Annotated in this window: 23 protein-coding genes; 9 read left to right on the forward strand and 14 right to left on the reverse strand. The window is 34.3% G+C overall.

The features are described 5' to 3' along the window. Nucleotides 1-16: 16 nt before the first annotated feature. From MOK21_RS12460 to MOK21_RS12475, 4 genes are all read right to left on the reverse strand, one after another. Complete coding sequence (locus MOK21_RS12460) at nt 17-1,537, reverse strand: sensor histidine kinase (RefSeq protein WP_249074297.1); 1,521 nt, start codon at nt 1,535-1,537, stop codon at nt 17-19. Continuing rightward, complete coding sequence (locus tag MOK21_RS12465; RefSeq protein WP_249074298.1) at nt 1,521-2,222, reverse strand: response regulator transcription factor; 702 nt, start codon at nt 2,220-2,222, stop codon at nt 1,521-1,523. Before MOK21_RS12465 ends, MOK21_RS12460 begins: the two co-directional genes overlap by 17 nt. A gap of 217 nt (nt 2,223-2,439) precedes the next feature. Beyond that, the gene (locus tag MOK21_RS12470; RefSeq protein WP_249074299.1) at nt 2,440-3,033 is read right to left on the reverse strand and encodes a DedA family protein; all 594 of its coding nucleotides are present in this window, start codon (nt 3,031-3,033) and stop codon (nt 2,440-2,442) included. Then, nucleotides 3,033-3,605, reverse strand: coding sequence for a class I SAM-dependent methyltransferase (locus MOK21_RS12475; protein ID WP_249074300.1), 573 nt, complete (start codon nt 3,603-3,605; stop codon nt 3,033-3,035). Before MOK21_RS12475 ends, MOK21_RS12470 begins: the two co-directional genes overlap by 1 nt. Before the next feature lie 124 nt (nt 3,606-3,729). On the opposite strand from MOK21_RS12475, the gene MOK21_RS12480 reads away from it, so the two are divergent. From MOK21_RS12480 to MOK21_RS12495, 4 genes are all read left to right on the forward strand, one after another. Then, nucleotides 3,730-4,128, forward strand: coding sequence for a hypothetical protein (locus MOK21_RS12480; RefSeq protein ID WP_249074302.1), 399 nt, complete (start codon nt 3,730-3,732; stop codon nt 4,126-4,128). An 831-nt stretch (nt 4,129-4,959) separates the two neighbouring features. Further along, the gene (locus tag MOK21_RS12485) at nt 4,960-5,859 is read left to right on the forward strand and encodes a hypothetical protein (RefSeq protein ID WP_249074304.1); all 900 of its coding nucleotides are present in this window, start codon (nt 4,960-4,962) and stop codon (nt 5,857-5,859) included. 138 nt (nt 5,860-5,997) lie between these two features. Next, complete coding sequence (locus tag MOK21_RS12490; RefSeq protein WP_249074447.1) at nt 5,998-6,885, forward strand: ABC transporter ATP-binding protein; 888 nt, start codon at nt 5,998-6,000, stop codon at nt 6,883-6,885. Further along, nucleotides 6,882-7,679 (forward strand): ABC transporter permease subunit, encoded by a 798-nt coding sequence (locus MOK21_RS12495; RefSeq protein WP_249074305.1) that lies wholly within the window; start codon nt 6,882-6,884, stop codon nt 7,677-7,679. Before MOK21_RS12490 ends, MOK21_RS12495 begins: the two co-directional genes overlap by 4 nt. 66 nt (nt 7,680-7,745) lie before the next feature. On the opposite strand, the gene MOK21_RS12500 is transcribed toward MOK21_RS12495, so the two are convergent. The 8 genes from MOK21_RS12500 to MOK21_RS12535 form a co-directional block, all read right to left on the reverse strand. Beyond that, nucleotides 7,746-8,390 (reverse strand): CPBP family intramembrane glutamic endopeptidase, encoded by a 645-nt coding sequence (locus MOK21_RS12500; RefSeq protein WP_249074306.1) that lies wholly within the window; start codon nt 8,388-8,390, stop codon nt 7,746-7,748. Nucleotides 8,391-8,423: 33 nt separating this feature from the next. Further along, entirely contained in the window at nt 8,424-9,023 is a 600-nt protein-coding gene (locus tag MOK21_RS12505; protein ID WP_249074307.1) for a TetR/AcrR family transcriptional regulator, read from the reverse strand. A 144-nt stretch (nt 9,024-9,167) separates the two neighbouring features. Next, a complete protein-coding gene (locus MOK21_RS12510) occupies nt 9,168-9,500 on the reverse strand; it encodes a TetR-like C-terminal domain-containing protein (protein ID WP_308221928.1) in 333 nt (110 codons plus the stop codon). A 737-nt stretch (nt 9,501-10,237) separates the two neighbouring features. Then, nucleotides 10,238-11,668 (reverse strand): N-acetylmuramoyl-L-alanine amidase, encoded by a 1,431-nt coding sequence (locus MOK21_RS12515; protein WP_249074309.1) that lies wholly within the window; start codon nt 11,666-11,668, stop codon nt 10,238-10,240. 46 nt (nt 11,669-11,714) lie between these two features. Beyond that, entirely contained in the window at nt 11,715-12,017 is a 303-nt protein-coding gene (locus MOK21_RS12520) for a hypothetical protein (RefSeq protein ID WP_249074310.1), read from the reverse strand. 378 nt (nt 12,018-12,395) lie between these two features. After that, nucleotides 12,396-12,587 carry a hypothetical protein gene (locus MOK21_RS12525; protein WP_249074311.1) on the reverse strand — a complete coding sequence of 64 codons (192 nt, stop codon included), beginning with the start codon at nt 12,585-12,587 and terminating at the stop codon, nt 12,396-12,398. 189 nt (nt 12,588-12,776) lie between these two features. Continuing rightward, nucleotides 12,777-12,929, reverse strand: a complete 153-nt coding sequence (locus tag MOK21_RS12530) for an ATP-binding protein (protein ID WP_249074312.1) — start codon at nt 12,927-12,929, stop codon at nt 12,777-12,779. Between the two features lie 532 nt (nt 12,930-13,461). Next, nucleotides 13,462-14,061 (reverse strand): TetR/AcrR family transcriptional regulator, encoded by a 600-nt coding sequence (locus MOK21_RS12535; RefSeq protein ID WP_249074314.1) that lies wholly within the window; start codon nt 14,059-14,061, stop codon nt 13,462-13,464. 323 nt (nt 14,062-14,384) lie between these two features. Here MOK21_RS12535 and MOK21_RS12540 point away from each other — a divergent pair, with 323 nt between their 5' ends. From MOK21_RS12540 to MOK21_RS12560, 5 genes are all read left to right on the forward strand, one after another. Next, nucleotides 14,385-15,113, forward strand: coding sequence for an ABC transporter ATP-binding protein (locus MOK21_RS12540; protein ID WP_249074315.1), 729 nt, complete (start codon nt 14,385-14,387; stop codon nt 15,111-15,113). Continuing rightward, nucleotides 15,110-16,126: an ABC transporter permease gene (locus MOK21_RS12545; protein ID WP_249074316.1), complete on the forward strand. Its 1,017-nt coding sequence runs from the start codon at nt 15,110-15,112 to the stop codon at nt 16,124-16,126. The genes MOK21_RS12540 and MOK21_RS12545 overlap by 4 nt, the downstream gene beginning before the upstream one ends. Before the next feature lie 687 nt (nt 16,127-16,813). Beyond that, nucleotides 16,814-17,680 carry an ABC transporter ATP-binding protein gene (locus MOK21_RS12550; protein ID WP_483869393.1) on the forward strand — a complete coding sequence of 289 codons (867 nt, stop codon included), beginning with the start codon at nt 16,814-16,816 and terminating at the stop codon, nt 17,678-17,680. Nucleotides 17,681-17,698: 18 nt separating this feature from the next. Continuing rightward, on the forward strand, nt 17,699-18,406 hold the full coding sequence (locus MOK21_RS12555; protein ID WP_249074318.1) for an ABC transporter permease: 708 nt from the start codon (nt 17,699-17,701) through the stop codon (nt 18,404-18,406). 16 nt (nt 18,407-18,422) lie between these two features. After that, nucleotides 18,423-18,821: a hypothetical protein gene (locus MOK21_RS12560; RefSeq protein ID WP_249074448.1), complete on the forward strand. Its 399-nt coding sequence runs from the start codon at nt 18,423-18,425 to the stop codon at nt 18,819-18,821. A 126-nt stretch (nt 18,822-18,947) separates the two neighbouring features. Here MOK21_RS12560 and MOK21_RS12565 read toward each other — a convergent pair whose 3' ends face one another. Next, nucleotides 18,948-19,913 carry an Rpn family recombination-promoting nuclease/putative transposase gene (locus tag MOK21_RS12565; protein WP_249074319.1) on the reverse strand — a complete coding sequence of 322 codons (966 nt, stop codon included), beginning with the start codon at nt 19,911-19,913 and terminating at the stop codon, nt 18,948-18,950. A gap of 145 nt (nt 19,914-20,058) precedes the next feature. Continuing rightward, nucleotides 20,059-20,523, reverse strand: a complete 465-nt coding sequence (locus tag MOK21_RS12570; protein WP_249074320.1) for a 2-thiouracil desulfurase family protein — start codon at nt 20,521-20,523, stop codon at nt 20,059-20,061. Nucleotides 20,524-20,714: the final 191 nt, after the last annotated feature.

The raw sequence follows: 20,714 nt of genomic DNA on the forward strand, positions 1-20,714 counted from the left end.
TGCTACCTTTCTATTTTTATAAAGCCATAACTGGCAGCTCAATGATAAACTGCAACATACCATCCTTATATTTCGCGTCAATTTTACCACCATGTAGTTCTACAATGCTCTTCGCAATAGCTAGTCCAAGTCCTGAACCTTCTGCTACACTCGTTCTAGATTGATCTTTTTTATAAAATCGCTCAAATAAACTCGTTAGCTCTGCAGATGTAAATTCATTACTTTCATTCGCAACACAGATTTGGACATACATTTCTTTTCTGTCAAGAGACACAAAAATCTCCCCGTCACCTGTACTATATTTAATGGCATTCACTAATAAATTCTCAAAGACCCTGACAATTTTTTCAGAATCTACTGTTGCAAAGATCCGCTCCTCTGAGAAATTTTTAATAAATGTACGATGGTTTTCCTCCGCTTGCGGAATTAACTCCTCCATTAACTGATCGAGAAGTTCATTCATACATACCTCTTGCTTCCCAAGGACAATGCTTTCATTCGTTAGCTTCGTATATTCAAATAAATCTTCAATCAGATTCTTTAATTGTTCGGATTTTGAGAAAGCAATCTTTACATACTCATCATATTGCTCCTTCGTGTCATATCTTCCATCTCTTAACAATCGTAAATAGCCCATAATGGAGGTAAGAGGTGTCCGAAGGTCGTGTGAAACATTTGTAATTAATTCATTTTTTTGTTTTTCAATCCTTCGTTCCATTTCTATATTGGTCATAATTGCTTCGGCCATATGATTGACATTCTCTGTTAATAAAGCGATTTCATCTATACCCTTTTTCTCAATCCGATAAGTTAAATCTCCTTTTGCGATTTCCTTAACCCCCTTTGCTAACGCCTCAATTTGTTTCATTTTCCGTTTTGTTATATAGAAAAATGAAAAGGTGAAAAATGCAATTCCAATTAATGCAGGGATTGGACCCTCTATTGTTTCTGTAATAACTACACCTTTTGGAATACCACTGACAAACAAATATAAATCTTTATCTTCTAGCGTTAATGGATAAAAGGCAATAAATTCTTGCCTCGAATCCTCGACCTGCGGGATATCATAATTATAGAAAGGATTGTTGATTGCAAAATCCATCACATGACGAATCTTATTATGTAAATCGATTTGTTCCTCTTCCGCTTGTTTTGTTTTATACAAAACCTTTCCGCGCTCATCGGTAACTAGCACTTTCATCGCACTTTGTTTCATGTCCATCTTTAAATTTTCATCTTCAATCATTTGCTGTAAAGCTTCAATACTATTTTCACTAACAGCCAAATCTGCTGCATGCTGCGCTTGAAAATTTATTTGCTGCATACCTGCACTATAGTCTATGGTAGCTGTTGCATTGATATTTCCCAAAATTGGCAGACTTGCTCGTGCTGCAAGTAAACCGAGAAATGCACAAAGAATAAATGTTGTTAAAAGTTGAATTCTGATACTTTCTCGAACTTTTGTAACGGCTTTTACAATCAGTACTTTCAATTTGTTTAGTAAGTATTGGAATGGTGGCTTAATGATCTTTCTCAATTTTATAACCTACTCCCCATACGGTTTTAATATATTGAGGATTTCTTGGATTTGTCTCAATTCTTTCTCGAATTTTCCGAATATGTACCATTACCGTGTTTTCAGACTGTATAGCCTCTTCCTTCCATACCTTTTCATAAATTTGCTCAGCGCTCATGACAATGCCTTGATTTCTTGCAAGTAGCTCAAGAATTGAAAACTCCCTTGGCGTAAGCTTAACCTTTTCATTGTTGACGATTACTTCATGTGTGTCGGTACTAATTCGCATATCACCAATTTCTATCTCATTCTCGTCCATCCTATCTGAACGATTCATTTTGATATATCTACGAAGCTGAGACTTTATACGGGCAATTAACTCTAAAGGATTAAAGGGCTTTGTAACATAATCATCTGCCCCTAATGTTAATCCGGTGATTTTATCCATATCCTGAGACTTTGCTGACAGCATAATAATGGGCATCTCAGCTATTTCCCTTACCTTCATACACATTTCAATGCCATCCACGTTCGGCATCATAATATCTAGGACAATTAAATGTACTTGATGCTTCTTTAAAAGACTTAAGCCCTCCTCTCCATCACTTGCTTCTAGAACATTGTAGCCTTCATTTTTCAAATAAATAGCAATAAGATTTCTAATCTCTTTTTCATCATCCACTATAAGTATTGTTTCTTTCGTCATCTAATCCCACCAATTGAAGTATATTGATCTGGTTGTATGTTAATCAGACCTAGTACCATAACGTGCGGATGATTAATGTTCCGACTGAGCCGCTTCCAGTGCATATCCAGCTTTACGCTAATCAACCTATTTCATGCTATATATTTCCTATTAATATTTACAGTTCCTAATTTTAACTATTTTTTTATTTTTCGTATATAAAAATAATAAAAACATCTTACAATACCGTCTTTAATTTTCGTCTATAAAAATAATAAAAACACCCTACAATACCGACGAAAACGCCAAGATATATACCGTATTTCGTTGCCAGCATTGAAATGCTTTCAATATACTTTCCAAAGTACAAACCAAGTGTAAAGTAAATCGATGTCCAAACAAAACCTGCTGAGTAGTAATACAAAGCGTATTTTTTAAACGACATGTTGTTCATACCTACTAAGTATGGAAGTATATGTCTCACAACGGGTATGAAATAGCTTATAACTAAAGCAAAATGACCGTATCTATCTATTAGTTCTTTTGATTTCAATAAATATTTAGCCTTGTTCTTTTTTACCAATTTATCAAGTATTTTATAGCCAAACACTTTACCTAGGATGAATCCTAAAGAAAGTCCTGAAACTGCACCAAGATAAGTTATGACAAAAGCTTTCAATACACTCATTTTATCTAATGAAGACATAAAGCCGCCGCTCATAACGATCATCTCATCAGGTAGGGGCATACCCACGATTCCTAACCATAAGCTAAAAAATAAAGCAAAATAACCATATTGCTCGATATATGATACAAGATCCTGTAATCCCATTAAATAGCCCTCACATTTCCAAGTTTACAGCTCAGCACATAGGCAGGTGGAAGGTTAATCCATACTTTTTCATGTGTAATATCCTCAAAATAGTTTTGGATAAAGGATTTCCTAACAAGTGAATATTGGAATGTAATAAATTTCCCGTCTGCTAAGCATTCCTTTACATTTCGTAAAATACGTGAGGAAATAGCAGGATCCAAAGACGTAAAAGGTAACCCAGATACGACATAATCAATTTTTTCGATATTCAATGCTGACATATATTTGCATAAATCCTCAGCTGATCCATGTATTACGATTATACTCGGCTCATGTTCAAATTGTTCATGCAGCTTTTCATAAAAAATCTCATTATTTTCAATAAGAATTAATTTTGTTGATCGCTCTTTTCTTTTTATTAATTCTTTCGTAAATGAACCAGTACCCGGACCAAGTTCAACAATGCACTGGGCATTTTCAAAACAAATGGTTTCGACCATTTTTTTGGCTAATTTTTTTGAACTAGGTGAAATCGCACCTATCGTTTTTGGATGTTTTATAAATTCAGTAAGAAACGTTATTAATTGCATAAGTTTTCTCCCCGTTCATGAGTATTATTTGAATACTTTTAATATAAAGAGCATTCCTTAAAGATTTCCGAGGAGATTTCTTAAATTTTTCTTAAGAATTTACATTATTTAGCTGTATTTAAATGTGCAACTGGTAATAGTTCAGCAAGATTTCAACCAATTGAGTCTGCTGGCCTTCGCTCTTGATATAACACCGACTACTACTGCAGCTGTACTTATTCGTGTGATGCTTGGGAATAAGAGGTTTATGCAATGGTACTTGTCCAAGTTTTTGTTGCATTTAGATCAAATGAAGATTCGTGAGATTTATCGTTTACTCAAATTGGAAGGAGATGACTCATGGACATCATTGATTTTGTTGGTATACGTTAAAAGTGGAATAATCATTTTGTATGCTATGGAGAAAGCAGAAAGAGTAGTGCGTATCATAAAGTTGATGTTTGAGGAGAAAATCGATGAGGCAATAATTGCTGTAATAAAAATGGTACCTAAAAAGAAAGAGCATAATATGTTAAAAGTTTAACAATAATTAAACCAGATGCTCTAAAGTGAGCCCAGATTAACAAAATGGATAGTAATGTATACTGACTAACAGCAATATTCAATTTTACTAATTACCATAAATATATTAAACTGGTAGTTAATTGGATGACACATTAGGAGTGAAAAGATTTTATGACTGAGGAAAAAATAAAAAAATTACAAATACCATCCACTATTATTTTAGTTTTATTTGGTTTTTATATGTCACTTAGTGACAATATATTACTATTCCCATTTTTTTTAATTTTACTTTCTCTAAGCTTATTTTTGATTAGTTTGCGATTATATTTAAAAAAATATTATCCAATTCTTCGCTCACTTATTATAATCATTTGTTTTATTTTGATTATAATAGCATTCCAAACTTTTTTTGAATAATTGAAAAAGGAGATATACAAGAGTGTATTTCCAGAACTAACAAACTAGGCACTGTCAATGAAACGCTTAGAATGCGAAACTTCTTTGGTTCTTTATCAATTTCTAGGTATTCAATTTTTTACTTACATCAACTTCTGGGCTTTTTAAATAAAGCAACTTCATCTTTTCTACGATTGACTAGTTCTTGAAGTTTTTTACCACCCGCATGACACTATAACAGCATTTCAATACATGCTTTACCCCACTTTAAGTAATATAACCCCTGGCTTTGCTGTCATTTTTTGTTGGCAGTCTTTTCATAAATACTTCTCTTCAGGGCATTCTTTCTAATAATTATTTACTACACAAAATAGTCATACAATTGCTTCCAATTGAATAGAAACCTATATAGAGAATAATTGATAAGGGGAAAAATAAAGTGGGGTGTGAAAGGATGCTTAAAGTAAATGATACAAAAGAATTGGTACTCGGAATTGTGCAACATGACCCATTGTTTGCAGTAATACAAAATACACCTTCAGAGGAAATACTCTACAATGACGGTTATTTAACAAATATTGAGCACGCAAATTATTATTCTACTTCAGAAGTCGCAGGTTGGTTTGACATAACGGATGCGATGCTTCGCTATTACATTAGACCATTTGAACAATATATTTTTGATAATGCTACGAATAGCCCAAACACCAATATTCGTTTGAACCTTCCTGCCATTTTAAGACTTCGTATGATTTTGCTACTAAAAGATGAATACCGCGTCAAAGGCTTAAAACATTTATTAGGAATTGACGACTATGGGCAATTTATTAAACACCAAATAACTGCCACAACTATGGGTACTGATGATTTAGCCAATAAAGTTGATGTTCTTGGAAATGTTCTGCAACAAATGGTGCAAACAGGACTTTTTAATATTTTTCCAAACGAAGACCATGGAGACTTACAAGTAACGATCAATCACGACTTTCTCGCACAAAAAATACAATTAGTATCCTCGGAATCCGATCTTCAAGTGGAAGAAATTCAAAAAGAAACAACTGAACTTAAACTTGAAAATGAACATCTACAAAAACAAATTTCAGAACTGCAAGAGCGTAGCGTAAAGGATATTGTTCAAAAAATTCGTGAACGTCATATTGAAAATGAAATTGTGTCGACATTACGGACTGAAGCATTACAGCAATTTTCTATGGACAATAAGGCAGGCTTTTTCAAAAAAACTTTTCGTTCCTCTCAAATTGAGATGGAAAAGGAGCAATTTGTGTTGAGCTATATTTCGAAGCATTTAGAAGAACGTTTAGAAGTAGCACTGAATAATTATTATGGAGAATAACTATTTACAAGTAAGATGAAGAACATGAAGGAGTCTGTTTAAAGAAGCCGTTCATGTTCTTTTTTATTGTCATTTATTTTTTGAAAATTAGTCTTATAATCAGTATAAAGAACAGTTCAAGAGGTGAATTGTATGGCAATGATTGAGGTCAATAATTTAACGAAAAAGTTTGGAGATTTTTATAGCGTACAAAATGTGGACCTACAAATCGAAAAAGGTGAAGTGTTCGGATTTTTAGGTCCAAATGGTGCAGGTAAATCAACAACAATTCGGCATTTACTGGGCTTCTTACAACCCACAGAAGGACAGTGCTTCATAAAAGGATTAGATTGTCGAAAATCTACAGCGGAAATCCAAAAATTTGTTGGCTATTTACCTGGTGAAATTGCGTTTATCGATAAAATGACAGGACTACAATTTATCAAATTTATTGCCCAAATGAGGGGGTTAAAAGATTTAACCAGGGCACATGAACTCATGCAATACTTTGAATTAAATGCTACTGGGTTTATTAAAAAAATGTCAAAGGGTATGAAGCAAAAAGTTGGTCTCATTTGCGCATTTATGCATAACCCTGAGATCGTCATTCTTGATGAACCGACAAGTGGATTAGACCCTCTTATACAAACGAAGTTTATCGATTTTATTTTAGCTGAAAAAGAAAAAGGAACGACCATATTCATGTCCTCTCATATGATTGAAGAAATTGAAAAAACTTGTGACCGTGTAGCAATCCTTAATGCTGGAAAAATTGTTGCAACGGAAACAATTGCTGACTTAAAAAAGCGCAAATCGAAAAAGTTTTTAATAGAATTTCAAAGCGAGCAAGAGCTATCTCGTTTTTTAGAAGAGCCGCTTAACATTGAACAGATTGGGCCAACAAAAGCCATTATTAAAGTTCAGGGTAATGTCCAAACATTGCTTCATACATTAGCAAACTATAAAATGAATGATCTCGATATCATTTCACAATCACTTGAAGATATATTCATGCATTACTACGAAAGAGGAGGTACAGAATCATGAACTTTACTTTGCTAAAACATGAAGTGCGAGCTACTGTTAAACTTTTTTGTATCATACTCGCTGTATTAATGCTCTATATCATTAGTATTGTCTATATGTATAACCCTGAAATGAGCAATACACTTAATAAGCTTACCGAAACCATGCCAGAATTGATGTCAGCATTTGGTATGAGTAACATGGGCAATTCATTAATTGAATTTTTATCTACCTATTTATATGGATTTTTATTACTTGTTCTGCCGTTAGTCTTCATCATTATGTTGGCCAATAAACTAATGATGGGCTATATCGATAATGGTTCCATGGCATACTTAATTGCAACACCGAATACACGTTTTAAAATTGTCTTCACACAGGCATTTTTTTTGGTTGCCAGTATCTTCATACTGCTCTCGGTAACAACTTTAATAGCCATCATATTTTCGGGAGTTTTATTTCCAAATGAACTGGATTTAAGTGCTTTTTTGACATTAAATATCGGCCTTTTTTTCTTACATTTTGCCATAAGTGGTTACTGCTTTTTAGTATCCTGTAGTAGCAAGGATTTAAGAACTTCTTATGCATATAGTGCAGGAATTCCTATTCTTTTTTATTTAATTCAAGCACTTAGTAATATGGGCGGTTCTTTAGAAAAGCTTAAGTACTTCACGATTTACTCATTGTTTGCACCTGAAAAATTAATGACGCAAGATAGCTCGTCTATTTGGATGCTAGGAGCATTGTTTTTAATCGGGCTGCTATGCTATATGCTGGCGATTCGTGTTTTTGTTAAACGTGATTTGTATTTATAAGATGTAGTATTAGCTTGGCTTGTTTATTTAAAAGCCAAGCCGATTATTTATAGGATGAAGTTAAATCTACATTGTAGGTGGTAAATAAATATTTAAAAAGGTTAAAACAGTTAAGTTACCGATATCTACAATAAAATGAGAAAATATTACCCATCTTAAGCTCTTTGTTTTCAAATATGTAATTGCCCAAACAACACCAGCGATACTTAAATAAATATACAAATGATAGGATTTGCTTGCTATAGAAAATACTCCCCACATTAATGGATGACTAAGCACAAAAAATAATGTTGAATATACTATACTTAACCATCTAGGAAAAAAGTTTGCCAGTCCATCAAGTAATATCCCACGCCAATAAAGTTCTTCAAACCAAGGATTTATTAAAGCAAATAATAACCAAAGCACAATAAGAAGAATAGAGTTAAATAATTGATAGTTCATAAAAAATATAGTTAGTGGAAACATTCCCAATAGTAAAGATATTGTAATCCAAACCTTAGAAACCGCAGATTTTCCTAACCAACTTTTAATCGGCTTATCTCCTTTAAAATAAAAAATGCAGATTCCGATTGCACTCCAGTAAACTATCGCCAAAGGAATCCAAGCCCACCCTTGTATGTACTGGCTAAAGATTGATGCCGTAATAAATCCCAATCCGATGATCACAAATGGTGATAGTAGAAGAAATATACTTTTTTTACTACTCATTTTAATTGCAGACCCCTCGCTTTTTTGATTTTATTATTTTGTAAAAATCTTCATAAGCATATTTGCATCAGGTATAGGGCATTCAGTCCATTGAATTATGTTAATTGCTAAACCTTGTATAAAGGCAAAATAAGTAACAGCTAGTGTTACTGGATTCGCTGAAATGATCTCCCCCTTTTCCTGTCCTGCCACAATCAAAGGTAATATACAATCTACAGGTGATAGTGCATTATCCCTTGTTAGCAACTCTTTTACTTCATTTGGGATAGCGTCTGAAGTACTTGCTTGTATCATAATCCAAAATAAAAGTGTATGTTCTGAATCTATTAAGTTATTTAATATTTGTTCTGTCATCCACTTTAACTTCTCAAGAGGTGAACCCTTATGCTCAATTGCTTTCTGAATAATTTCAATAGAACTATTAGAAGCTTTTTTTACAAGCATTGAAAAAATTTCATCTTTTGAATCAAAATAATGATAGACAAGTCCATGACTTAAACCAGCCTCTTTAGCAATATCACTGATTTTTGTTGCCACCATTCCTCTCCTAGCAAAGACTATTAATGCAGCTTGTAATATTTGTTCTTTCCGTGCATCTCTAAGCTCCTGATTTTGTTCTTCTTTTCTTGGCATCAATACCACTCCTTTTTGATTGACTAGTCAGTCAATATAAAGATATTTTATTGTTTGATACAATATTTGTCAATGGTTTAAACTAACTTGAAAGGTTTACTTCTTTAGTAAAGAGATATAGAAGCTATCTCTTTACTAAAGGCTTCATTGCTGTAAAGATACCAAATTACCAAAAAGTCGCATTAAACGAAAATGAATAGTTACCATTTCTTCCACACTTAACTCCTCATTCCCTTTATCCATCCATTCCTGTATAACCCCTAAAATCGCAGAGCTTAAAAAAGCCTGAAAATATTGCTGGAACTCCGGATCAAGCACCTCCTCCCGAATGAGAGATAGACTTTTTAAAAGATGGTTACTAAAGAATTTTTTCATTTTATTAGTAAAGGTTGGACTTCCCTGCTCCCCTAAAATAATTCGAAAGGCTCTAGCATGCACTTTAATACATGTAAACACCTCGACAAATGGTTGATAAATCTATCCTGTTTTAACTGTTTGGAACGCTTCTAGTGGTTGAACGTTTTTACATAACTCCCCAGTTCACTTAATAGCTCCTACTGCAAATCCTCCATTACTTCAAACTTATCTTTATAATGTAAATAGAAAGTTCCTCTTTTGATGTTTGCAGTCAAAGCCAGATTTTTTAACTGTAACTCGTTCAAAACCTACTTTCTCGATTCAAATAATTAATGCTTGTTTGATAGCTTGTTTAGTTTCAAAGTTCATTATTTTATGAAAAGACATTTCTACCTCCGCATTGAAATTATATAGGCTCATGTAAAATCCAACTGTCTATATTAAAGAATTGATGATAATTTACTCATCCTAAATATACAACCGAAGTCGCAAAACACCCTGCCGAGTTTAACAAATTAGACATAATAAAGCACCAAATAACAGTCGGTTATTTGATGCTTAGTCGATATGAAACAATTTCTTGTTTTTTAATTATTTACTACCGTAAATTCTTCTAAATGAAATAGTACATACATATTTGGGTTCAAAGATAATAATACGTAGGTTCAAGCCTTTTGTGACAATGGAGGCTCCTCCTGTATCCAAGCATTTCATTTGAATTTTGCTAAATATACTTAAACGATCTCCTACAATCGTTTAATTCCTCCATTATCGAATTCCATCATGCTATTATTTTCATAATTTTGTTTCCCATAGGCACAAATTTCTTTAAAAAGCTACATCGCTTTTTAAACAAATTATTTTTTTGAGTAATATTCCAAAATTCCCTTGTAAATAGATTCCGCAAATAACGCAATAAATTGATCATCCGATAACTTAGCTCGGTCTTCACTATTTGTTAGGAAGCCCAGCTCTACTAATATGGCTGGAATAATCGTGTTTCGAATCACATAGAATTGTTTATTTTTGACCCCTCGGTTTCTCATATGTAAGTCACTAACAATTTGATTGTTTACGAATGTTGCAAGATCAATACTCTCTTTATGTAAATCCCCCGTTGTAATCGCGTAAAATGTTTCAGTGCCATTTGCAGTAGTATTATTTTTTACTGAGTTCGCATGAATACTAACAAAAATTTCACCGTAGCTAGCATTTGTAAAATCAACACGATCCTGTAGCGTTGGATACACATCTTCTGTACGTGTCATTAATACATTCGCACCTGCTGCAGCCAATTTTTGCTCCACAAGTTTACTAACCTTGAATACAACATCTTTTTCAAAAAGAGAACCAACAGTATTTCCGGGATCCTTACCACCATGACCTGGATCTATGATGATAATTCGTCCCTTTAATGGGTTGCCACTTTGATTTAATAACTTTAAATAAGATTTATGGACATACCCATTTTGACCTTGGTAGGTAACCTGTGCCCAATAACCGTTAATATTACTCACTTGAACATATTCGCCCTTTTTCAGCTTGCTTACAATCGTAGAAGTGGAATTGGCCTCTTTGCGAATATTTAAATTATCCACTGTTACTCGACCTATAACCTTTGATACATCAGGTGCTGCCACACTTTTTACAGGTACATCTAAGCGATACTTATCATTTTTTGCACGCGCTACAAATAACGCAAATTGTTTACGTGTCACTTGTTCGTTTGGATTATACTTTTGATTACTGCCCTTTGTGATACCGTTAGAGTAAATCGTATTTACGTATATAACGTACGGATGTTTAATACCTACGTCCACAAAAGGAGAATCGCTATTTTCATGCTCACTTGTATCAAGCTTAAATGCTTTCGTTAACACATAACTCATTTCATCACGAGTTAAAGGTTTGTTCGGTAAAAATTGTCCTTTTATATTCGTTTTAAAGAAGCCAAGCTGTACAGCACGTTCCACATAGCCCGAAAACTCTGTGCCAGCTTTGATATCTGAGAAGCTTGATTTATTAACAACCAGCGGCTTGTTGCCCGAAGCAATAACTACCATTTTGGCCGCCTGTGCACGTGTTACATTATTATTAGGTTTGAAATACGTTTTACCCTTTTCCGGATATCCATTTATAACACCTAAATTCCATAAATAATTAATCTCTTCATAAGCTTCATCCTGTTTTGGAATATCTACAAACCCGCCACTCGCTTGTGCATTATGTACAGTAATCATAGAAATGAATAGGATGCATAGCATAAAACTAATTTTTTTGAGATACAATTTCTTCATTCCTCCCTTTCATTTTCGTAAAATCCTACAGGCAATACTACCGTTGCTCTTCTGTAATAATTACATCTTTATTAAGCACTTGTAACTCTTGCTCTATTCGCTTTTCTTGAAGCTCAACTTCCTTTACCCAGCTGTTATAACCTAACATAAGTAGTTCTTTATTATATCTAGAGAAAGAAATTTGAACTACTTCACCTTGATCCGATCTTACTTGGAAGGAAATTTCCGTATTTTTTTTATCTCCTAGTTGATTTTCTTGATACCCTTGTCCGCTATACTCAACAGAAGTCACTTTACCCGATAATAATTGATATTTTTTTACTGCTTCTTTTGCTAACATTTGATATTCTTTAATAGACTTATATCCATACCTTCTGGAATATCTTCCTTATGATAAACCCATCTCGCAATCAAATGATTTTCTCTACTTTACCAAAATTAGTAATTTTAATTATATTTATCTAGATTCGCTCATAATATACCATTGGATTTAAAAAATCCCAAAATCAATTTTTGTTTATAATTGAACAAAAGTTGAATAAAATCAGGAAAATGGTCAATTCAGAAAAAATTAAGTTTTCCTAATTGTTCTGAAATCGAGAGAGTTAACCCATAAAAATTTGAAAAGTACAACGAAAGAGCTTTGGAAATGTAGGAATTTACGAAGTAGAGTAGTTTAAAGAATTTTGTTCCAAATCTGATAAAAATTCAATGCTGCCTATTTTAACCATGGTTTATAATCAGCACCAAGTCCTGAGCCGCTCCCTTCTTTAATCCACCTTTCAACTTTTACGCTGTTATCGGCTGCTTCTGAATAAGGAATATTGTAGCTAGCAGGTACCAATTGTATTTTATTCACTTCTACAGCCTTAACTTTTTGGCTAATCTCACTAAATATTGCCGTAGTCACTGCAATTGCTCCTATAGTTCCAAGTACAAGCCGCTTCATTTCACTTTTTTTGTCATATTCACCTTAATCAATCCCCTTTTCATTTTTAATAAGTGTGATCACAGTTATAAGTGTATAAACGGTAGGTTATCAAACTATCATGAACTTGTTATTAACTTGTAAAAGTTAATTTGGCTGTTGTTCCCTTCCCTATTTCTGATGAAAAGTTAACTCTGCATGGTGGTTAACTGTAATTTTCTTACAAAGTGTTAAACCTAGTCCTGCACCTCCAGCAGAGTGACTTCGAGAAAGGTCTACTCGGTAAAATGCCTCTGTTATATGATTAAGATGCTTCTTTAACATTCCTTTCCATTATCTTGAACGACAATTACCTTATGTTCATTTTCTAAATATGCATTTAATTTAATCAATCCATCTGGGCTACAAGCTTTAAGCGGATTATCGATTAAATTAACTGGCAGAATATGTATGAGGTCTGCTAGATTTAGTAATTCTCACCTGCTTCGCCCTTGTCTTTATTACATTAAATACTTTAAGTTTTAAAAATACCGTTCATTATAAATCGAGGGCACTGAAAAAGTCGATTTGCCACAAAAAATGTGATGCAAATCGACTTTTTTAAGTTTCTAAATCGAACAAAAGACAGATTTATAATATTGAAAAATGAATTTTTGTAGTTTTTCAGTGTCCTCTTATAAATCAGTGGTGGTTTTCTTCTCCACTGATAGTAAGTCTTCACCAATCGAGCTCATAGAGGAATTTAATCTCATAGCCCTTGTACTTGAGCTTGGGTCAAAACACTCCGCATCTCTTAGTTCCTGATTTTATTCTACATTTTGTAAGGATATATAGATGGTATCTCCTTACAAAACTCTCATTGCTGCAAAGATGCTAAATTACCAATGAAGCGCAATAATCGAAAATGAATCATTGCTAGCTCCTCTACGTTTAAATTCTCATCGTCGCTGTCTAACCACTCTTGAATAACACCTAAAATCGCGGACGTTAAAAAAGCCTCAAAATATTGTTGAAATTCTTTATCAAGCCCCTCCCCTTGAATCACAGAGATTCTGTCCAAAATATGATGACTAAAAACTTTCTTCATCCTCTTGCTAAAGACTGGGCTCCCCTGTTCCCCTAAAATTACTCGAAAGGCTGTTGCATGGTTTTTAATGCATTGAAACACTTCGATAAACGGTTGATACAGCTGACCTGTTTTTATCGTGTAGAAGGCATCTAGAGGTTGAACATTTCTCACATAGCTTTCTAGCTCATTTAATAGCTCCTGTTGTAAATCCTCCATCACTTCATATTTATCCTTATAATGTAAATAAAAAGTTCCTCGATTAATGTTTGCAGTAATAGCTAGGTTTTTTACTGTTACTCTTTCAAAACCTACTTCTTCTATTTGTCTAAGTAATGCATTTTTTATAGCTCGTTTTGTTTCAAAATTCATCATATCGTGAATAGACATTTAGATCCCCCATTGTATGATCACTTTATTCTGTTCGTATTTAGCCATGTTGTTAGATAGTTACCTCAATAATCACAATAAGGTCAAATAGTGCTAGTTATTACAGCGTTACCTTATTTATCGGCACTCTTCTTAGTTATTTCCATTAATTGAATTTAGTAAAATGGCAATTTTAAAAATCTTTAAATGTCTGTACCTTGCTCGAAAATGTTGAAACCCAAAATCACTTAACACTTTTTCGTTTTCTGTTTATTGTAATCCCCCATATACTGCCTTAAAATTTCAAGTATCAACACTGTGTTCAGTAAAGGAGAGATGGATAGATGGGAATCAATGCAATTTCATTAAACTCCATAGAAAAAAGGTTTCATCAAAAACAAGTAATTGCCCCGCTTTCCTTAGAAATTCCAAAGGGACAGCTTATTGGCTTACTTGGTCCTTCAGGCTGTGGGAAAACGACGTTAATTAAAATGATTATGGGAATGATTAAACCCGATAATGGTCATATTCAAGTGTTAAATTATACAGTCCCCCATAAGCAATTACTGACGGATATCGGCTATATGGCACAATCAGATGCTTTGTATTTGGATTTAACCGGTGAGGAGAACCTTCACTTTTTTGCTAAGCTTTATCGATTACCAAAAAAAGAACGTGCGGAGCGTGTCAATTATGCTGCAAGCCTCGTTCATTTAACGGATGATTTAACTAGTAAGGTGTTGAATTATTCTGGAGGGATGAAACGGAGATTATCCCTTGCAATTGCCCTTATCCAAAATCCAAAGTTGTTGATTTTAGATGAGCCAACGGTTGGGATTGATCCCGTATTAAAAAAAGAGATTTGGCAGGAGTTAATTCGTTTAAAAAACGAGGAGCATAAAACAATTTTAGTAACGACACATGCGATGGATGAAGCGGAGCGCTGTGACCAGTTGGCAATGCTACGCAATGGCCATATTATCGCGCATGGAACACCTGATGATTTGAAAGCTCATTATCAGGCAAAGGATTTTGATGAAGTATTTTTAAAGGCTGGAGGTGAAGCACTGTGAGAATCGGCGCAATTGTGACTAGAATTATGCAGCAAATGATCCGCGATAAACGTACACTCGCCTTATTATTTTTTGCCCCTCTTCTAGTGCTGTCATTAATGTATTTTGTTTTCAATAGTAACGAACCTGACATGACACTAGTCGTATCTAATGGTCCTACATCAATCATTGAAAAACTTGAATGGGCAGATTTTCATGTGATCGAAAAAAATGATTTTTCTATTGATAGTTTAAAAGATGACAAATATGATGGCTGGTTAGCTTTTCATCCCACTCAATTGAAGCTCATATTATTAAATGATGATCCATCTACAGCTAAAGCTTTAAAGATGAAGCTTTCTCAAGTTTTACAGCCGGAACAATCTGCCATGATGAAGCTGACGACTGATTATGTATATGGCGATGAAAATACCGCTATTTTTGATATTTTTAGCCCGATGCTAACAGGCTTCTTTGTGTTCTTTTTCGTCTTTTTAATTACAGGGATAGCGTTGTTAAAAGAACGAACTTCAGGTACATTGGAGCGCTTATTAGCGACACCGATTAAACGTTCTGAAATTGTTGCTGGTTATATCATTGGTTATGGATTGTTTGCACTTCTTCAAACAACTATTATTGTGCTATTCGGGGTTTATGTCCTTGATATCGTGCACGTTGGCTCCATTTGGCTTGTGCTGCTAATCAATATTGTCGTCGCACTTGTTTCATTATCATTAGGGGCTTTGTTATCAAGTTTTGCTGCATCAGAGTTTCAAATGATGCAATTTATTCCGCTAGTCATTATACCGCAAATTTTCTTTTCAGGTATTTTCCCACTGGATAATATGGTGGAGTGGCTGCAAAATATTGGGCGTATTATGCCACTATACTATGCCGCTGACGCGTTGAATGGGGTTATGTATAAAGGCTATTCCTTTAGTGAAATTCTAGCAGACTTAGCGGTTCTTGCTTGCTTCGCTCTAGTATTTATTACATTAAATATTATAAGTTTAAAAAAATACCGATCATTATAATCAAAAGGTTCTGCTCTAAAAAATAGGGCAGAACCTTTTGATTATAAATTAGGACCCATTAGCATAACGTGGGGTTGATTTCCGTTCCGGCTGGGCGCTTTGTTGTTGCTGCCGCTTCGCTTTCGCACAGAAAAAATACGCTGCGCTGCAGGCTTCGGGCCAACACGAGGTTGATCACGAAGGCGGTATCAAAAGATATGATATTCTTAGCCTTCGTTCCCCTATCGCAGATCCCTATGAAGTCGCCTAGTCTCCACTTTCAATCAACCACTTCACTTAGCATGTATTTTTGGGCATTACAATCGTCGCAACTGTTAAAAATATTCATCTATGTAACATAGCGTTCACTTTTGAAATGCAGAAGTTTTATAAAAGTTCTACACTATTGCTGATTGGAGTGGAAGGCTACTCGACTCCCGTGGGAATACGAGACAGGCGAGACCCTGCACGGAGCGAAGCGGAGGAAGCGGCTCGGCGCTCGCCCACAGGAAAGCGAGTAGCCTGGAACGGAAATCAACCCACGTTATGAAGACACAACACAAATATCTAAAAATAAAAAATCGAACCAATATTCTGTTAGCAAAAGAACTATTATTCATCTATACTAAAATTACAGTTAATGGTTAAATATTTTGCATTGTAAGTTAACTAGCCTAAAAACAAAGGTGTGTAAAGATGAAAACAATTATGGAAATACAGGACATCTCTAAACAGTATAGAGGTAAGAAAATCTTAGAGAACGCTACATTTTCTATTTGTGCCAATCAAATTATAGCCCTAGTAGGAAAAAATGGATCAGGTAAGAGTACCCTTCTAAAAATCATTGCGGAATTAGTTGATGCTGACAGTGGTTCTATTGTGAAACATCGACAATCATTAAAAATTGGCTATGTGCCTGAAGTGACCCCTTCACATATTTTGTTTACGCCCGAAGAATATCTTTTTCATATGGGTAGCATTCGAGGTATGACTAAAAAACAACTACAGCTCAAAATAAATGAGTTATTTGAATTATTTCATTTACAGGAAGCACGGAACATTCGGATTGCCAACTTTTCTAAAGGTATGAAGCAAAAGGTTATGATTATGCAGGCCATGCTTGAAGACACAGATCTGCTAATCTTAGATGAACCGTTATCAGGACTCGATCCTAAGGCCCAAAGTGACTTAGAAGAAACTCTCTCTATTTTAAAGGATAAAGGATTCAGTATCGTTTTAACATGCCACGAAACAAAATTACTGCAACATCTTGTTGATACAGTTCTTGTTATCCAAAATAATAAGGTCGTTCAAGCTGATTCATTCCATAAAAATGAAATACCGAAAAACAAATTAATTTTTGAAATATCAAATGATGAATTATTGGACAACCTACTACCTTTTCTTGAAATTCAACATCAAAGTCTTTTAAATAATGGTTGTCATGAGGTCATTACCATTATTAAGACAGAAGATACAGATCAAGTATTACTGGATCTCCTACAGAAAAAAGCCTCTATTAGACAATTAACCCCTATCAATCAGAAGGAGGAACAATTTTACACCCATTTTTAAGGAGGAAAAGACGCTGTCATGACTAGTTTATTACGCTATCAATTTATCAATTATTTAAGAACCTACCAATATGTTCCGCCTTTTTCAATTTTCATTTTATGTCTGGTCGTTAATTATTCCTTTGTTCCAAACCCAATATTAGATAGTTATTCGTTTACAGCTATCATTCTCTTTTTTCTAATGGGATGGTTTACAATTACACTATTTCACGCAGAAGATGAAGAGCAAAAAGTAATTACAACACTCCATGCTAAAAGTCGAACACAATATAATTTAGGAATTTTTATGATTTGTGTACTGATTGGTTTCTTCTTAAGCTGTGTATCAGTCATCTACCCTACTCTAATTGGCGCCTTTGGAGAAAAACCAAGATTTTTACATCAATTACTAGGATTCCTCTCTCATTTTAGTTTAGCTGTACTAGCTATTGCACTTTCAGCTATATTTACGAGGGAACTTGTCAAAAACAAGCAAAATACTTGGTGGGGTGTACTTGGCATCTTAATTATTTCTGTCGTAATCGCCACTTTAAAAGAGACAATTCTTCAGGTCAAGGGACTCATTTGGCTGCTTCCTCCTGTGCGTCTATCATTGGAAATGATGGGTTCGGAAGATTCAATAACGTCAATACCTAACAGTTTTTATTGGCAATTTGCTTGGATTTTCGTCTATGCAAGCTTCATCATCATGTTGTTCTTCCTCCTTTCGAATCGAAAAAGGAGGTAAATTTCTAAAGAAGGATGTGAAGCTGTTGATTGATTACATGACTTTTGACGTGATGTGGATGGATGACATTATTGCACATGTTGAGTTAAAACCGACTGATGGTGGCACACCCTATGTCATTAACTATATCGAAGATTTTAACAAGCAATTTTCACCAACGATGGAGGGGCATATAACACTAGAAGAACTGGAACGTTGGCTAAAATGGCGAACCTTCCCCCCTACTCGGGCCAACGCAAAAGAATTACTGGCTTCACTTGATATGCAAGCCTATAATCGTTGGGGCATCGTGCGGAAAACCCATGGTGTAATGGCAGATGATGAAATTTGGATTCAATTTAAAGGCGAAACTCTCACACATCGGGATGTCTGCTTACGCAAGGATCTATACTATCCTGAGGAACCCAATATCTAAAATTTCAATAAGTTTCAATAAGTTAACTAAGATGATAGACCTCTCTAACAGGATTTTTTTAGTAAATCACAAAAATGCCCCCATCTACCTAGGTAGTGGGGCGATATTTTCATATCAGGATTGTCATTAATCAAGCTGTTCTTTTAATTTATTTATTTCATCTAGTGTTAATTCTGTAAATTCAGCTACTGTTTCTAAATCTATTTTTTTCTGTAACATTTTCAAGGCTATTTCTTGCTGCTTCTTTTTCTCACCTTGCTCAATTCCTTGCTTTATCCCTTTTACTACCCCGTCCTTCTCCGCATAATATTTTGCGTCCTCTATCTTCGCCTCCTCATCTAATATATATTTCAAACGGGATTCATAGGCATAATATTCTTCAGGAGATTGACTTAATTCTTGCCAAATAGTTAAAGCATCTTTTATTCTTTTGTCGCTCATAGCAAGCTCCTCCAATGCCAAATAGATTTCTTTATAGATTTTTTTCTTTCTTCCATCAACCACACCCAGGAACAATAACCATCCTGCAAGTTCATTATCTAACGGGTTCAGTTTATTATGAAACCATTGTCTAATAAATTTATTCATTTCTATAAAGTGGATTTCAAGAACATCGTCAATTCTAAATTTCCCATCATCTTCATACAAATGGAATGAAGTATGATACGCATCGGTTTGCTTAAACAAACTAAAATTACAAATATTAATAGTAATTGTTGGTCTTAATGTATGATAACCAAAACCTTTTTTAAGCTCTGAAGTGTAAATTTTTGACCAATAGTATAGTGTCCGCTTGACCATATCATGCTGATTGCTTAATTGAATTTCAATATTAATCGCTATATTTTCCTGAGTTTTCACTAGAACGTCTAACCGGGATTGCTTATCATCTCTGTGTTCACCACTAAATTCTTGACTCATAAAAGAGACTTCTTTAATAGCATTGTTACCTGTACGATTTAAAATTGCATTCAGAAAGTAAACCGTTAGACTTTTATTATTTTCATTTCCAAATAATCGCTTAAAAGCGTAATCGACTTTGAGATCTACAAATTTTTCAAGTGGAATTCTACGTGTTGCCATTTCACTCATACCCATCACTCCAAATGATTTACCTCAGTTATAGCATTTAAAATTCAAATTGAAAGTCAACAAAACTTTATTTTTATCTTGAGTTTATATAAAAATACTTACTATTATTCAGCATTATATACTAAGACAATCACATTTTTCCCTATCAAATTTGCATTAATAAATCCGTAAAATCTTCCTCAGAAAAGACACCAATATTATTTCTTCTTAGCAATGCAGTTGTTACGCCTACGCCAACCAATGTTGTACCATTGAAATCACCATTGTAAATCATTGCACTTCCACAGGAAGGACTATACTCTTTTAAAATAACTTTAGTCGCACCTAGTTCGAGTGCTTTCTGTAATGTTGCATATGCGCCCTTAATATAAAGATCTGTAACATCACGGCCAGATTTTTCAACCACTCTCGCTTTTCCATCAAGAACGTCTTCACCATCTCCACCGACAATTTCAGCGGGCTCACGAGGCGTCGAAAAACCTCCCATAAGTTCAGGGCATACAGTTACCGCCTTATTTTCTAACACAAGCCGATGAATTCTATCATCTAAACTATCTGTTCCGTTATAACGTACCTTTAATCCAGCTAAGCAAGAACTTATTAAAATCATATGTGCACCTCATTTTTATCCGTTTCGTATAATCACAACTATAGCTCATTTGAAAATTCCGTCAACAACCTTACTACAACTTAAATTACTTCCTTGACCTACTCTATTCTCTTTTTAATGAGTTATATTGATTGATTAACTCCATTTTTTATTATTTGTAGGACAACCATTTCACGGATTTGTGCTACTAT

Source organism: Lysinibacillus sp. BPa_S21, assembly GCF_023337795.1.
Classification (GTDB): domain Bacteria; phylum Bacillota; class Bacilli; order Bacillales_A; family Planococcaceae; genus Lysinibacillus.